The sequence below is a fragment of the Archangium sp. genome, from assembly GCF_057119385.1.
Map to the genome: position 1 here is coordinate 23,868 of NZ_DBNGVP010000011.1, position 14,200 is coordinate 38,067.

General features: G+C 68.0%; 10 protein-coding genes and 1 pseudogene. 6 read left to right on the forward strand and 5 right to left on the reverse strand.

Annotated elements, in window-relative coordinates; all coding sequences use genetic code 11:
- Positions 1-11: 11 nt before the first annotated feature.
- Positions 12-1,214, reverse strand: a complete 1,203-nt coding sequence (locus tag AC16DP_RS03205; protein WP_329730827.1) for a heme oxygenase-like domain-containing protein — start codon at positions 1,212-1,214, stop codon at positions 12-14.
- Between the two features lie 190 nt (positions 1,215-1,404).
- Here AC16DP_RS03205 and AC16DP_RS03210 point away from each other — a divergent pair, with 190 nt between their 5' ends.
- Positions 1,405-1,668, forward strand: a complete 264-nt coding sequence (locus AC16DP_RS03210; protein WP_329730826.1) for a hypothetical protein — start codon at positions 1,405-1,407, stop codon at positions 1,666-1,668.
- Between the two features lie 12 nt (positions 1,669-1,680).
- Here AC16DP_RS03210 and AC16DP_RS03215 read toward each other — a convergent pair whose 3' ends face one another.
- A complete protein-coding gene (locus AC16DP_RS03215; protein WP_329730825.1) occupies positions 1,681-2,649 on the reverse strand; it encodes an RluA family pseudouridine synthase in 969 nt (322 codons plus the stop codon).
- Positions 2,650-2,788: 139 nt separating this feature from the next.
- Here AC16DP_RS03215 and AC16DP_RS03220 point away from each other — a divergent pair, with 139 nt between their 5' ends.
- Positions 2,789-3,814, forward strand: a complete 1,026-nt coding sequence (locus tag AC16DP_RS03220) for a ligase-associated DNA damage response exonuclease (RefSeq protein WP_329730824.1) — start codon at positions 2,789-2,791, stop codon at positions 3,812-3,814.
- 79 nt (positions 3,815-3,893) lie between these two features.
- Here the strand turns inward: AC16DP_RS03220 and AC16DP_RS03225 are convergent, their stop codons facing one another.
- Both AC16DP_RS03225 and AC16DP_RS03230 read right to left on the reverse strand, forming a co-directional pair.
- Complete coding sequence (locus AC16DP_RS03225; RefSeq protein ID WP_329730823.1) at positions 3,894-4,343, reverse strand: SMI1/KNR4 family protein; 450 nt, start codon at positions 4,341-4,343, stop codon at positions 3,894-3,896.
- 1 nt (position 4,344) lies between these two features.
- Positions 4,345-4,461: pseudogene (locus AC16DP_RS03230) on the reverse strand (HNH endonuclease); the annotation flags it as partial.
- Positions 4,462-4,917: 456 nt separating this feature from the next.
- On the opposite strand from AC16DP_RS03230, the gene AC16DP_RS03235 reads away from it, so the two are divergent.
- From AC16DP_RS03235 to AC16DP_RS03250, 4 genes are all read left to right on the forward strand, one after another.
- Complete coding sequence (locus tag AC16DP_RS03235; RefSeq protein WP_329730822.1) at positions 4,918-6,513, forward strand: ATP-dependent DNA ligase; 1,596 nt, start codon at positions 4,918-4,920, stop codon at positions 6,511-6,513.
- On the forward strand, positions 6,431-9,022 hold the full coding sequence (locus AC16DP_RS03240) for a ligase-associated DNA damage response DEXH box helicase (RefSeq protein ID WP_329730821.1): 2,592 nt from the start codon (positions 6,431-6,433) through the stop codon (positions 9,020-9,022). Before AC16DP_RS03235 ends, AC16DP_RS03240 begins: the two co-directional genes overlap by 83 nt.
- A complete protein-coding gene (gene pdeM, locus AC16DP_RS03245) occupies positions 8,992-9,669 on the forward strand; it encodes a ligase-associated DNA damage response endonuclease PdeM (protein WP_329730820.1) in 678 nt (225 codons plus the stop codon). The genes AC16DP_RS03240 and pdeM overlap by 31 nt, the downstream gene beginning before the upstream one ends.
- 114 nt (positions 9,670-9,783) lie before the next feature.
- Complete coding sequence (locus AC16DP_RS03250; protein ID WP_329730819.1) at positions 9,784-13,527, forward strand: diguanylate cyclase; 3,744 nt, start codon at positions 9,784-9,786, stop codon at positions 13,525-13,527.
- 87 nt (positions 13,528-13,614) lie between these two features.
- Here AC16DP_RS03250 and AC16DP_RS03255 read toward each other — a convergent pair whose 3' ends face one another.
- Positions 13,615-14,037, reverse strand: coding sequence for a hypothetical protein (locus AC16DP_RS03255; protein WP_329730818.1), 423 nt, complete (start codon positions 14,035-14,037; stop codon positions 13,615-13,617).
- Positions 14,038-14,200 lie beyond the last annotated feature (163 nt).

The window sequence follows — 14,200 nt, forward strand, 5'->3', positions numbered from 1 at the left end:
GCCCGCCGGCCTCACTCCCGCCCGGCCACGCCGGAGGGGAAACGCACCCGGCAGAGCGAGCGGGCCCGCACGAGGGTCTGCTCGACCGCGCGAATCCACGGAGCGGGAAAGCGAGAGGGCTCCTTCATCCACGAGACAAGGCTCGGAACCGCCTGGGCGAGCCCCCCGTACTCGTCCGCCACGGCGGCCGCCAGCAGCACCCCCGCTCCGTGCAGCCGCTGGCTCCACTCCGGCCCCACGCGCGCGTCGAAGTCCTCCCCGAACATGCGCAGCTCGTCGTCGCCGAGGATGCGGCGCCGCTCCCCAGCCATGCGCTCCGCGACCCGGAACAGGACGTCGTAGTCCTGCCGGCGTGCGGGCTTCGCGTGGATGAGCTCACGGGAGAGCACCCCCAGGTGCCGCTCGAGCATGAAGCGCGGCATGCCTCGGCTGGCCAGCAGCCCGCCCAGCCAGGAGATGTGCCGCCACACCTGCGCCTCGTCCTGTCCGCCGAGCGTCACCAGCCAGGCGCTGTCGCTCCAGGAGAACTGACGGCCGCGCTCGCCGTAGCGCCAGGCGTAATAGGGGAACTCCTCCCAGGAGGCCTCGGCGGCACGCAGGGCGGCACGCAGCTCGTCGAGGTCCGTGGTGATGGGATGTCCTCCAGCGTCCCGATTGAGCCACCAGGTGGGCGGGTGCTCGCGAGGAGGATGGAGCGTGTCGAGCAGGCTCCGCACCTCGGAGAAGGCCTCGGCAGCCGCGCGGACCAGCCCCTCCTGCTCCGCGGCCTCGAGGGCCACGCCTTCGAGCCGCTGCGCGAAATCAAGCCAGGGTGACGTGCCGGGAAGAGGAAGGAGGGCCAGGCGCAGCGCGTAATGGTAGCCGAGCAGGGACAGGGGCTCGCGGTGCGCCGCGGAACGCATCCGCTCCCCGAGCGCGATGGCGCCAATGAGCACGGGATTCTCGAGCCTTTCCGGGGGCGTGCTGGAGACGAGCCCCGCCTCGAGGAGCGGATGGACGGACGGAGCCTCGGCTCCGAGCGCCGCCAGGACGGGATGGGACGTGGCGGCGAGCGCTCGCGTCAGCGCCTCATGAAGGAGGACGAGCGCCTGATGCAGGGCCCGGTGACTCTCGGGAGGCAGGGCTCGGGCCGCGAGGGCCTGGAAGCAGGGCAGTGCCTCCACACAGGCCTGGTGCGCCTGGGTCTCCTTCCGCAGCCGATCCACGAGTGTCATGTCGTCCCCCTGACCGTTTCCGGCCCATCGTCGCCCCTACCATCGCTCGCCTCCACGCCCGCCCTCCAGCCATTCCACGGAGCGCGAGGAGGGCAGCCCTACCCGGTGTCTCGCGATGCACACGATGAGAGGACGACGCGTGTCCATTTCCGGAACACGTGGCGCGGACACTCACGATTGGAGCGACGCCATGGACAAGAAGGAATGGCTCGAGCGACCCATGGGCATCCCCGTGGACCCCAACAAGCAGAAGGACCCCGAGGAGCACGGTGACCGGGTCCCCGCCGAGGGGCGGGCCGAGCACTTGAACGACGTGACCGAACAGAACGGGGGCCAGCGCTCCGAGGTGGGCGTGCCCTGGAATGACACGAGCCTGGAGCGGGGCCTGTCCGACGAGTTCGACAAGCACGGCGGACGCGGTATGCCCAAGCGGGATGAGCCCAAGGACGAGTAACCGAGGGGGCGCTCAGGCGGGGAGTGGGCCTTCGCCCTCCCCTCGCAGCTCGCGCGGCACGGGGGCGCGCAGTTCCAGGCGCTCCCCCGAGAGCGGATGCACGAAACACAAGCGCTCCGCGTGGAGCAGGTAGCCGAGATCTCCGGGCAGGCCCGGCTGCCCGGCATGAGGCACGCCCCCCGCGGCGTAGAGGGGATCGCCTTCGAGCGGATGACCGATGGCGGCCAGGTGGATGCGGATCTGCTGGGGCCGGCCCGTCAGGATGTCGACCTCGAAGAGGGTGCTCGCCGTGCGCCGCTCGAGCACGCGCGCCAGACTCCGGGACGCCTTGCCACCTGGAGTCGCCCCATGGGTCATGCCCAGCCGCGGATGCGCCACCAGGCCAATGGGTGCCGTGATGTCATAGCGATCCTCGGTGGCCACGCCGCTCGAGAGCGCCCGGTAGCGTTTGTCCACCTCGTGCTCGCGCCAGGCGCGTGACAGCTTCGCCGCCGCGTCGTGGGTACGAGCGAAGAGAACGATCCCCGAGGTGCCTCGTCCCAGCCGGTGCAGGGGGCTCGCCTCCGGGAAACGCTCCCGGACGACGCCCAGCAGGGTGTTGAGGAGGAAGTTCCCGCCCGGCATCATCGGCAGTCCGCTCGGCTTGAGGACGCCGAGGATGGCCTCGTCCTCGTGCACGAGCGAATAGTCGCGTGGCGCCTCCTGCTCCTCCCAGGGAGGCCGGTTCCAGACGAGCCACTGGCCGGGCCGGAGGAGCTCCTCGCCCGTCGCGGGGTGCTCCTCCAACAGGACCTCGCCCCGGGCGAGCCGCTCCCGCCACACCGCCTCCGGGGAGTGCTGGTACGCGGCGATCAAATAGGAGAGCGTGCTCAGTCCCCGCACCCGAGGCCCCAACTGCTCCCGGTAGGCGTAGCCCTTGTTGAGCCTCCGGGATGAGGCCCGCTCGCCGGGATGGCTCTGCTCGACACCTGCTCGCGACACCGTCACCTCACACCGTTCGTGGATCCAACCTGCTTATACGGGACTCTCTTCCGCCCGGAGAGCAGGCAGGTGAGGAGGCCTCGGTATTCCAGCACGTCCCGTCGCCGCACGGCCCCGGGAGCGTTATCCCAGAGATTGGATGAACGTCTCCCCCGGACTCGACAGGCAACCCCTCGTGACGGTGACCCCCGATGGGCTCTACTGCCCGCGGGGGGACTTTCACATCGACCCCTGGCGGCCCGTGGCGCGCGCCCTCATCACCCACGCGCACGGGGACCACGCCCGTTGGGGGAGCCAGCGCTACCTCGGCGCGAGCCCCTCCGTGGGCCTGCTGCGCAAGCGCCTGGGAGCGGAGGCGAACATCTCCACACTCGGCTACGGCGAGCGGCTGAACCTCGGTGAGGTAACGGTCAGCTTCCACCCGGCGGGCCACGTGCTGGGCAGCGCGCAGATCCGCATCGAGCACCGGGGCGAAGTGTGGGTGGTGTCCGGGGATTACAAGCGGGACCCGGACCCGACGTGCCTGCCCTTCGAGCCCGTGCGCTGTGACACCTTCATCACCGAGGCCACGTTCGCCCTGCCCATCTACCGCTGGGACGACACGCGGCTCGTCGCCCAGGAGGTGCTGCGCTGGTGGGACGGCAACCGCGAGGCGGGCAAGGCCTCGGTGCTCTTCTGCTACGCGCTGGGCAAGGCGCAGCGGCTGCTCGCCGAGCTGGCCCGGCTCACGGAACGAGAGGTGCTGGTGCACGGCGCCACGCACGCGCTGGTGGAGTGCTACCGCGAGGCCGGCGTGCGGATGCTGCCCACGCGCCCGGTGTCCGAGGTGGAGAAGGGAACGTCGTACGCGGGAGCGCTGGTGCTGGCGCCCCCGAGTGCCGCGGGCTCCACGTGGATGCGCCGCTTCGGCGAGCACGAGACGGGTTTCGCCTCGGGGTGGATGCGGGTGCGCGGCAACCGGCGGCGCCGGGGCTATGACCGGGGCTTCGTGCTCTCGGACCACGCGGACTGGCCGGGACTGCTGCGCACCGCGAAGGAGACGGGAGCCTCGCGCATCCTCGTCACCCACGGCTCCAGCGACACGCTCGCGCGCTACCTGCGCGAGAACCTGGGCCTCGACGCCGCACCGCTCTCCACCCCCTTCGAGGGCGAGACGGAGGACTGAGGACTCCGGCGCTCACACATCGTCTGGTAGCGAGTTACAGGTACTGCTTCCGACAGGAGATGGCTCGAGCCCGGTCCAGTCAATCGCGCACTTCGTGCAGTCCCTCCAGGAGTTCGCTGAAGCTGTGGGCGACATGGTAGATTTCCATCTCGGTCGTCACCAGGACGACACCCGGTTGCCCAGGTGGAGCATCTCGATAGTCGAAGCACAAGTACTCCCCTCCTGGTGTCGTGCCGAACGGATAGATACCCGGTGGGACGTAGGGTTTGATGAGCTCATACGTCGTGGAGATGGCATACGCGCTTTCGTGCTTGCCCGAGGTGAGAGTCAGCAGATTGTTGAAGACGTTGGCGCCTTCCCCCATATCAAAGACATTGGGCTCTGGAGCCATGCCGTGACACAGGTGGACAATGCTCCTGTAATCCGCTGGCAGGCGCACCCCCCAGGCCGATTCGAGCTTTTCAACCTCATCCTGCCCGACGACAGGACGAGGTCCTCTCCAGATGTAGTCCCTCCAACGAACTTCCATGCTAGCGCTCTCCCTTCCTGGCGGACCTCGGATGCCCTCCACCCCAGATGGCCATGCCTCCCGTGTGTGGATTCGCGAGCCGATGCTCCTCCCGCCGCACGAGCTGCATTCTTCCCACCAGCGGTGTCACCCGTACTCCGTGGGCGAAACGCAGGGAGACTTGGAGCTCTGGCCCTTGCGACTTCACCTCCACCCTGTCTCCCGGGGTGAGGCGGGAGACTTCCAGCAAGGCGACCGGGGCATCCTCTACGTCGAGCAGCCACACGGCGGGGACTGGGGCGAGTGCCTCCGGTCTCACTGCCGGTCGCGAGGCCGCGCACCCCGCAAGCAGTACCGCCCACAGTACTGCCATGGCACGCGTCGCCTGCGACAGGCCTGGAGGCCCACTTCGAATCCTGTCTCCCGGGTCAGTCACGTCTGGCGCTTGCCGCCCTTCGATGAGGCTGTCATCGGCCGGAGCATAGCCGAGCAGAGAGGGCCCTGTTTCCCTGCTCCCCTCCTGGCCACACCACCCCCTGCTCGTTATCAAGAAAGGTCAATGGACGGCTCGAAGGGCGAGACGGAGGACTGACCCGTGCACCGGCTCGCGGATCTCTACGAGGCGCTCGACGCCACCACCTCCACCAACGCCAAGGTGGAGGCCCTGGTCACCTACTTCCGTGACACGCCCCCCGAGGACGCCGCGTGGGGCCTGTTCTTCCTCACCGGCCGCCGCCTCAAGCGCCTCATCCCCTCGAAGGCCCTGCGCCAGTGGGTCCGCGAGCTGACCGACACCCCCGAGTGGCTCTTCGACGAGACGTACGCCGTCGTCGGCGACCTCGCCGAGGTCATCGCCCTCCTGCTCGACCAGACCGAGCGCCCCACCGCCACCGAGGAGCTGCCCCTGTCCCGCTGGTTGGAGGAGCGCCTGCTGCCCCTCGCCGGGCTCTCCCTCCCCGAGCAGCGCGAGCGCGTCACCGGCTGGTGGCACGTGCTCCCCCGCCGCGAGCTGTTCCTCTTCAACAAGATGCTCACCGGCGAGCTGCGCGTCGGCGTCTCCGACACGCTCGTGGTCCGCGCCCTCGCCCAGCACGCCGGATTGCCTCCGGCCGCCGTGTCCCACCGGCTCATGGGCACCTGGGCCCCCTCGCGCGCCTTCTTCGAGCAGCTCATCGCCCCGGATGTCTCCGATGGGGACCGCTCGCGCCCCTATCCGTTCTACCTCGCCAGCCCCCTGGAGCAGCCTCCGGCGCAGCTGGGTGAGCGCGATGCCTGGCTCGTCGAGTGGAAGTGGGATGGCATCCGCGGCCAGCTCATCCGCCGCCAGGGTGGCGTCTACCTGTGGAGCCGCGGCGAGGAGCTCATCACCGAGCGCTTCCCGGAGATCGCCGAGGCCGCCGCCAGCCTCCCCGATGGCACCGTGCTCGATGGCGAGGTGCTCGCCTACGCCGAGGGGCAGCCCCTCCCCTTCAGCCGCCTCCAGCGCCGCATCGGACGCCAGAAGCTCACCGCCAAGGTGCTCGCCGAGGCTCCCGCCGCCTTCATGGCGTACGACCTGCTCGAGCAGGACGGACAGGACCTCCGCGAGCTGCCTCTGCGTGAGCGCCGCGCACGTCTGGAGACACTGCTGCGCGACCGGCCGATGTTCCCCGTGTCCCCCGTCATCACCGCCCCCACGTGGGAGTCCCTCGCCGAGGCCCGGCATGAGTCCCGCTCGCGGAACGTCGAGGGCTTCATGATCAAGCGCCTCGAGTCCCCCTACCAGCACGGCCGCAAGCGCGGGGACTGGTGGAAGTGGAAGATCGATCCCTTCACCGTCGATGCCATCCTGCTCTACGCGCATCCCGGCCACGGGCGGCGGGCCTCGCTGTACACGGACTACACGTTCGCCGTGTGGAATGGCGAGGAGCTGTTGCCCATCGCCAAGGCGTACTCGGGTCTGACCGACGAGGAGATCGCCCGGCTCGACCGGTGGATCCGCGCGCATACCCGCGAGAAGTTCGGCCCCGTCCGCTCCGTCGAGCCCCTCCAGGTCTTCGAGCTCCACTTCGAGGGCATCGCCGCTTCGCCCCGCCACAAGTCGGGGATTGCCTTGCGGTTCCCCCGGATTGCCCGCTGGCGCTCGGACAAGACCCCGCGTGACGCGGACTCGCTCGAGCGTCTCAAGGAGCTGCTCCATGCCCCCGCGTAGGCGCTCACGGAGCAGCACGGGTCCTCGTGGCTCAACCCGGGTCCTCGTGGCACCCTCACCCCCGTCCCCTCTCCCGGAGGGCGAGGGAGAGGAATTGCTCTCCTGGTTCAGGGCGCAGGGGTGGACACCGTTTCCCTTTCAGCTCGAGGCCTGGGCGGCGTACGCACGGGGACAGAGTGGGCTCATCCATGTCCCCACCGGCGCCGGGAAGACCTATGCCGCCTATATCGGGCCGCTCGCCGAGGTCGCCCGGCATCGGCAGAAGGGGCTGCAGATCCTCTACGTCACCCCGCTGCGCGCCGTCTCCCGGGACATCGAGCTCGCGCTGAACGCGCCCCTGTCCGCGCTCGACGCCGACATCACCGTGGAGAGCCGCACCGGAGATACCTCCTCGTCCGTGCGACGCCGTCAACGCGAGCGGCTCCCCGAAGTCCTCATCACCACGCCCGAGTCCCTCTCGCTCCTGCTGTGCAACGAGCGCGCGCACGAGCTCTTCGCCTCCCTGCGCTGCGTCATCGTCGACGAGTGGCACGAGCTGCTCGGCTCCAAGCGTGGCACCCAGGTGGAGCTCGCCCTCGCCCGGCTGCGCCGCTTCTCTCCCGCCCTGCGCACCTGGGCCCTGTCCGCCACCCTGGCCAATCTCGACGAGGCCGCTCGCGCCGCCGTGGGCCCCCACGTCACGCCCGCCTTCATCCGCGCCGGGCTCGACCGCCCCGTCCGCGTCGAGACCCTCCTGCCCGACTCCGTCGATGCCTTCCCGTGGGCCGGCCACCTCGGCTTCTCCATGTTGCGCAAGGTGGCGGACTGGCTCGACCCCGAGCGCTCCACCCTCCTCTTCACCAACACCCGCTCCCAGGCCGAGCGCTGGTACGAGGGCCTCCGCTTCCTCCACCCCGAGTGGGAGGACATCCTGGCCCTCCACCACGGCTCCATCGACCGTGAGGCCCGCGAGCGCGTGGAGGGTGGGCTCAAGGACGGCAGCGTGCGACTCGTCGTCGCCACCTCCTCGCTGGACCTCGGGGTGGACTTCGGCCCCGTGGAGCGCGTGGTGCAGGTGGCCAGCCCCAAGGGCATCGCCCGGACCCTCCAGCGCGCCGGCCGCAGCGCCCACCGCCCCGGTGCCACCGCGCAGCTCCTCTTCGTCCCCACCCACGCCCTCGAACTGGTGGAGATGAGCGCCGCTCGCGAGGCGCTCGCCCACGGAGAGGTGGAGCCCCGCGCGCCCCTCCGCCAGCCGTTGGATGTGCTCGCCCAGCACCTCGTCACCTGCGCGCTCGGTGGAGGCTTCACCCGCGACGCCCTGCTCGCCGAGGTGCGGGACACGCTCGCCTACCAGCAGCTCTCCGAGGAGGACTTCGACCGGACCCTCGTGCTGGTGACGGAGGGCGGCCCCACCCTGCGCGCCTACCCGCAGTTCCGCCGTGTCCAGCGGCTGGAGGACCGGTACGTGGTGGCGGACACGCGCGTGGCCCGGCTCCACCGCCTCAACGTGGGCACCATCGCCTCCAACGCCTCCGTGGAGCTGCGCTACCTGAAGGGCGCCCGGCTCGGCACCGTGGAGGAGTCCTTCGTGAGCCGCCTGCGCCCCGGCGACACCTTCCTCTTCGCCGGCAAGCGGCTCGAGTTCCGCCTCATGAAGGACCTCACCGCCTACGTGAGGGCCGCGAAGGAGCGCGCCTCGGCCACGCCCCGCTGGAGCGGTGGACGGCTGCCCCTCTCCGGCTCGCTCGCCACCGCCGTGCGCAGGACCTTCCACGCCGTGCGCCACGGGCATTTCGATAACGCCGAGCTCGAAGCGGCCCGGCCCGTGCTGGAGGCGCAGGCACGCCTGTCCCGGCTGCCCTCGCGCGACGCCTGCCTGGCGGAGCTGTGCCAGACCCGCGAGGGCCACCACCTCTTCCTCTACCCCTTCGAGGGCCGGCTGGTGCACGAGGGCCTCGCCGCGCTGCTCGCGCTGCGCCTCACGCGATTGCAGAAGGCGACCTTCAGCCTCGCGGTGAACGACTACGGCCTGGAGTTGCTCACGTCCTCGCCCTTTCCCTTCGAGGAGGCGCTGCGTCCCGCGCTCTTCACCCGCGAGCGGCTGGTGGAGGACATCCTCGAGAGCGTCAACCTGGGCGAGCTGGCGCGGCGGCAATTCCGCGACGTGGCGCGCGTGGCCGGGCTGGTGCTGCCGGGGCTGCCCGGAGCGCGCAAGTCCACGCGCCAGGTGCAGGCGAGCGCGGGCCTGCTCTATGACGTCTTCGCGCGCTACGAGCCGGACCACCTGCTGCTCGCCCAGGCGCGGCGCGAGGTATTGGAGCAACACTTCGAGCAGGTGCGGCTGGTGAGCACACTGGAGCGCCTGGAGGGCACGCCGCTGGAGTGCGTCCACGTCCCACGGCCGACGCCGCTGGGCTTCCCGCTCGTCGTCGAGCGCATCGGCGCCACCGTTTCCAACGAGTCACTGGCGGAGAGGGTGGAGCGAATGAAGGAGCGATGGCTGCGAGAGGACTCCCTGTCCGCCTAGGCGGCACCGAGGTGGAGCTGCGCCCCGAGCGCGCCCTGTACTGGCCGGAGGGCGGCGTGCTGGCGGTGGCGGACCTGCACTGGGGCAAGCCGGAGAGCTTCCACCAGCACGGCATTCCCCTGCCCCCCGAGGTGCTGGAGGACGATCTCGCGCGGCTCTCCGCGGCCTTGCATGCCACGGGGGCGCGCCGGCTGCTGCTGGTGGGGGACCTGGTCCACTCGCGCCGGGGCCTCACGCCCGAGGTGGTGCGGCGCGTGGCGGACTGGCGCACGGGCCACGACGTGGAGATGGTGCTGGTGCGAGGCAACCACGACCGGCACCTGGACGCCCTGCCCGCCGCGTGGCGGATGGAGCTGCTGGAGCCACACCTGGACGAGGGCCCCTTCCGCTTCGCGCACCACCCGGAGCCCGCGCGAGGGCACTACGTCTGGGCGGGCCACCTCCACCCCACGGTGCGGCTGAGCAGTGGGGCGGACCGGCTGCGCCTGCCGTGCTTCCACCTGGGCACGGACGTGGGCGTGCTGCCCGCCTTCAGTGCCTTCACCGGGGGCATGGACATCCGCCCCCGCGCGGGCGAGCGCCTCTTCGCCATCGCAGGGGATTCCGTGGTGGAGGTGCCGTCTCAACGCGCCTCGCGCAACGCCTAAAACTGATAACCCCGTTTAGCACTCTACCCGCCCCAGCGCCAAACACCGGGTGTGGCACACCGGATAAACGGGATCCCTTCTTCACCCCTTACGGAGCAGGCATAATGGCCGCGAATGGCGGAACCAGAGAACAAAGCAGCAGAGGACGAAACCAGGGAGATGACTGCCGGAGATCAGCAGCCCCACTCCCCTGCACAAGAAGTGATGGAGGAGGCCCTAGGTGAGGCCATTGCGGGGCCGCCGACGAAGCTTGATTTCAAGAATGCGACGCTCCACAACCGAACCGCTCCCCCCAATTCGAGAGCGAAAGCTGCGACAAATGAGTTCCAGCGCGTCGCTGAAGCCAAACTTGTAGCACCCCCTATGCAACGGCAGTCCAGCGAAGGGGAGGCAAGCAGCACTGCACAGAGTTCCTCGCGCCAAGAATATTTTGACGACCCCCGCGTTGACACCTGGGTCTCCAGGGTCTCCTCGCTCAAGGATTTAGCGTCCCCAGTCGACGCGGAATGCTGCATCGTTCAGATCCACGGGCCGGAGCTAGGCAAAAAGTACACGCTCCAGGAGAACGAACTCACCATTGGACGTGAAGAGGGCAACCACGTCGTGGTGAACCTCAACAATGTGTCGCGCAGGCACGCCAAGCTCATCCGCAGGCAGGGGCGGATGCTCTTGGCGGATCTGGGCTCCACCAACGGCACCTACCTCAATGACCAAGAGGTGACGCAGGAGACGCCGCTGCACAGCAGGGACCTCATCAAGGTGGGCGGCTCCGTCTTCAAGTTTCTCACGGGCGACAACGTGGAGCTTCAGTATCACGAGACCATCTACACGCTGACCATCCAGGACGGGCTCACCGGGGTGAATAACAAGCGATACTTCCTCGAGTACCTGGAGAGGGAGATGGGGAGGTGCCACCGCTTCGCGCGTCCCCTGACGCTGATGATGTTCGACATCGACTTCTTCAAGAAGATCAACGATGTGCACGGGCCCCTGGCAGGAGACTACGTGCTACGCGAGCTGGCGCAGACCATCAAGCGGATGGTGCGCACAGAGCAGTGCTTCGCGCGCTATGGCGGCGAAGAGTTCGCGCTAGTGGTGCCTGAGGACGGAGTGGACAGGGTCCGCATCTCTGCAGAGAAAATCCGCCAGACGATCGAGAAGAAGCAGTTCGTCTTCGATAATCAGGAAGTGCCAGTCACCGTATCGCTGGGGATGGCGAGCATGACCCCGGACATGGTAGAGCCCCTGCAACTCATCAAGGTTGCGGACGCCAATCTCTACATAGCCAAGAAGAGTGGACGTAACCGGGTTGTTGCCACGCTCACCCCGAACTCAAGCCCTCCCGCCTCGCTGAAATCGGGCTCGGCGGATGCGACCACGGGACCAGTCCGGCTGGTGCGTGAACCCCGTCGCCCAATCGACGGGATGGCACTTGTGCGACGCAACCTCGACAGGTCCCCTCCGGGTCCCGTGCTCGCCTTCGAGGTAGCCGACGAGCGCACCATCATCGATCTCCTGGGCTCATCAGGCTTCGAGGCGTGGACTTTCGAGTTGGAGCAGGAGATCGAAAAAGCCATTGGCCCTGCGGATCTACTGGGGAGTTGGCGAGACCGCTACATCCTCGCGGCTCTCGAAGTAAGCGGGCATGAAAATCGAGCCCGTAGCGTCATCGATGCGGTCAGGACCGCTTGGGCAGCGCGGCCTGTTCCGGATGCTGTCAGTGGAAGACTGACTCGCGCACTGCGTACGGCAGTCCTCCCCCCGGACTCCGTCGTGGCCACGGGAGAGCGCGGCCTTGATCGTCTCGCGGTCCAGCTCCTGGATGATGCGGGGCGCGCGGTCCTGCAGGATGCGCGTTCGGATCTGCCATTTCCCCTGGCAGCGCCGCGTGCGCTCGTCCTTGCCCAGCGCACGGCGTTCACCCGCTTCAAGGCCATCGTGGATGCGTTGGAGTCGTCGCTGCGCTTCGTAGTGGCCCTGGAGCTCGCTTTGCTGCGCGAGGGCGAGCATGCCGAGGCACGCGACAAAGCTGCGGGCCTGATCGCCAACCATACTGGCCGACCGCTCGCGCTGAACACCTGGGAGGAGCTGGCCATCCAGCTCGCTGCACTTCTTCCCAAGCAATCGAATGAGACCGTGAGGAGTGCGCTGCGGAGCTTGGTGCGAAATGATGGCCACCGCTCCTCTCTGTCGGAGCGGGTACGTGAAGCCGTCCACGAGAGGGACCGGCTCATCGGCCAGGGCATCACGCTGTCCGACGATGCGTATCGCGAACAGGAAGAGGTGTTTGGGAAGCTGCTCGATGAGTTCCTCAAGCTCCTTGAGCCGCTCAAGCACGCACGGCTCGTCAGCGTGGCCGAGATTGAGTCGCTCGAGTCAGATGATGACAGCGTTCGTTATGCTCTCTACGGCCACCAGGGAGCCACCGAACATTTTCCTATCGGCCACGAAAGCATCAAGGCACGTCTGGCGCGCGACTGGTGCTACCTCCTCATCCCAGGCCGTGCTCCGCTGTGCCTTGCTCCGGTCGTGGCTGCACGAACGTGCGAAAGCTGCGGTCGGGTCGAAGTTTTCCTGGCTGAGGGGATCTGGCCTGGACCTAAAGGGGCCGAGGCTCGCGTCCGAGGCGTCACCTCCAACCACAAGGCCGCGATTCGCGTCCCCTTCGACTCACGAGCCCGGCTCTTCTTCGAGGCTGTCAAAGCGGTCATCGACAGGGAACCCCTCTCGTCCACGACCATTCCCGCGACAGAGCCTCAGACCGACCGGAAACCGACGGTACCCGGCATGTCCACGACCTCGCCGGTCGCAGTGTCCTCGTCCGCCGCTGTAACGCAGCTCTCGATCCGTGTAGCGGTGCCCCCCTCAAGTCCTCCGTCAACGCCCAGCCCGACCGTAGCAGCGCCTGTGACCGCACAGAGCGCCTCACCTCTGCCCACCGCCGTACCGACGACGCTACTCATTCCTGCGGCCCTGCGTGCGGCGCTCACAGCCAAGCGCGTCATCCCCTTCGTCGGTGCGGGTGCGTCGATGGCAGTGATGGACGCAACACGGCCGGGTGCGCGCCTCTTCCCGAGTTGGGGGACTCTGCTCGAACTGGTGGCGAAGTGGTTGGACGAGGACGGGCTCACAGGCGACGCCATGGCGGTGCGAGGCGCACTGTCGAAGAAGGTACCAAACTACCTCGATGCCGCCCGCGCCGCGCGAGAGGGCCTTGGCCCCAACTGGTACAAAGTGCTCGGCGAAATATTCGATCCGCCCCGCAACCGCGCGCTGGAGGAGAGCCTCGCGTTACCGCGCGCCATCTGGGAGTTCGGCAGCAAGCTCGTGGTCACGACAAACTATGACCGCGTCCTGCACTGGACGTGCCCCGAGCGGGATGACCTGCGCGCATGGGACATTGAGGCACCCGCCGAGTTGGTGAGGCTAGTGCGCGATGACCTCGACTACCCGACGATTTGGCATCTGCATGGCACGATCGCAAACGCGGCGAACCTGATTCTCACGCCCGACGGATATAGCCGACTCTATTCAGCGAATGATGCGGGGGGCGCTCACTATGAGGCCGCTCTCACCTCACTGCGTGTCCTGCTCGCATCGCACACGCTGCTCTTCGTTGGATTCAGCTTCGAGGATACGACCTTCGGCAATCAGCTCCGCTGGCTCGAGGAGACATTCCGAGGAGCCGGGGGTCCGCACTATGTGCTTGTGCGCGAGGCCGAGCGCGACCGCATGCGTGCTCGTCTCCAGGGGCTTCCACTTGAACTCCTGACCTATGCGGAGCATGGAGAACCGCTCGTGACACGAGTGCGAGAACTCGCAGCCGTTTGCAAGCAACGTCCAAGGGCCACCCTGTGAGAACAAGCTCTGCTGGACCTTGTCACCTCCCCGGAGGGGCCCGGAATCGATGAACTCACTGGAGTACCTTAACGCCCCCGCACCTCCTCAAGGAAGGTTCACCAAACCGTTCCGATCCGCAACGAGAGCGCCAAGGAGAGTGAGCATCTCGGAGAAGTCGCCGACACGGAGGTCAGGTAATGGCACGTCGACCAAGTCGAGCGGGAATAGCTGATAGCCAAACACCCGCTCGATGTGGTGAGCCATCTTGTCTTCGTAGAGCTTGGTCCAGCGGGTCGGCTCGATCTCGAAAGAGACCTTCGGCTGGGTGGAGGTCTCATAGGACCGGAGGAACCGCGTCGTTCGGAGAGCATCCATGAGGGACGCCCAATGCGTCCACCGCAGGGCCTCGCCCCACGCGGCTTCCCATCGTTGATGCCCAGGCGTCCGTTGATAGGCCAGCACAGGCTCATCGGGGTCGTCTTCCCAAGAAGGAAAGCCCGACGGGTAGAAACGACGGGCGATGCGCATCAACTCCGTGGCCCTGGACTCGTTCGCCTACGGACGAGCACCGAACGTCCGATGGGGCCGTCGAGGGAGCACTTGACGGTTCCGGGCTCTCTGGGAGCGGGGCGTCGAGCGAGTAGAGGACGAGGCGGTCGTTCATCCAGGGGATGCGCACCTTCTTGGCGTT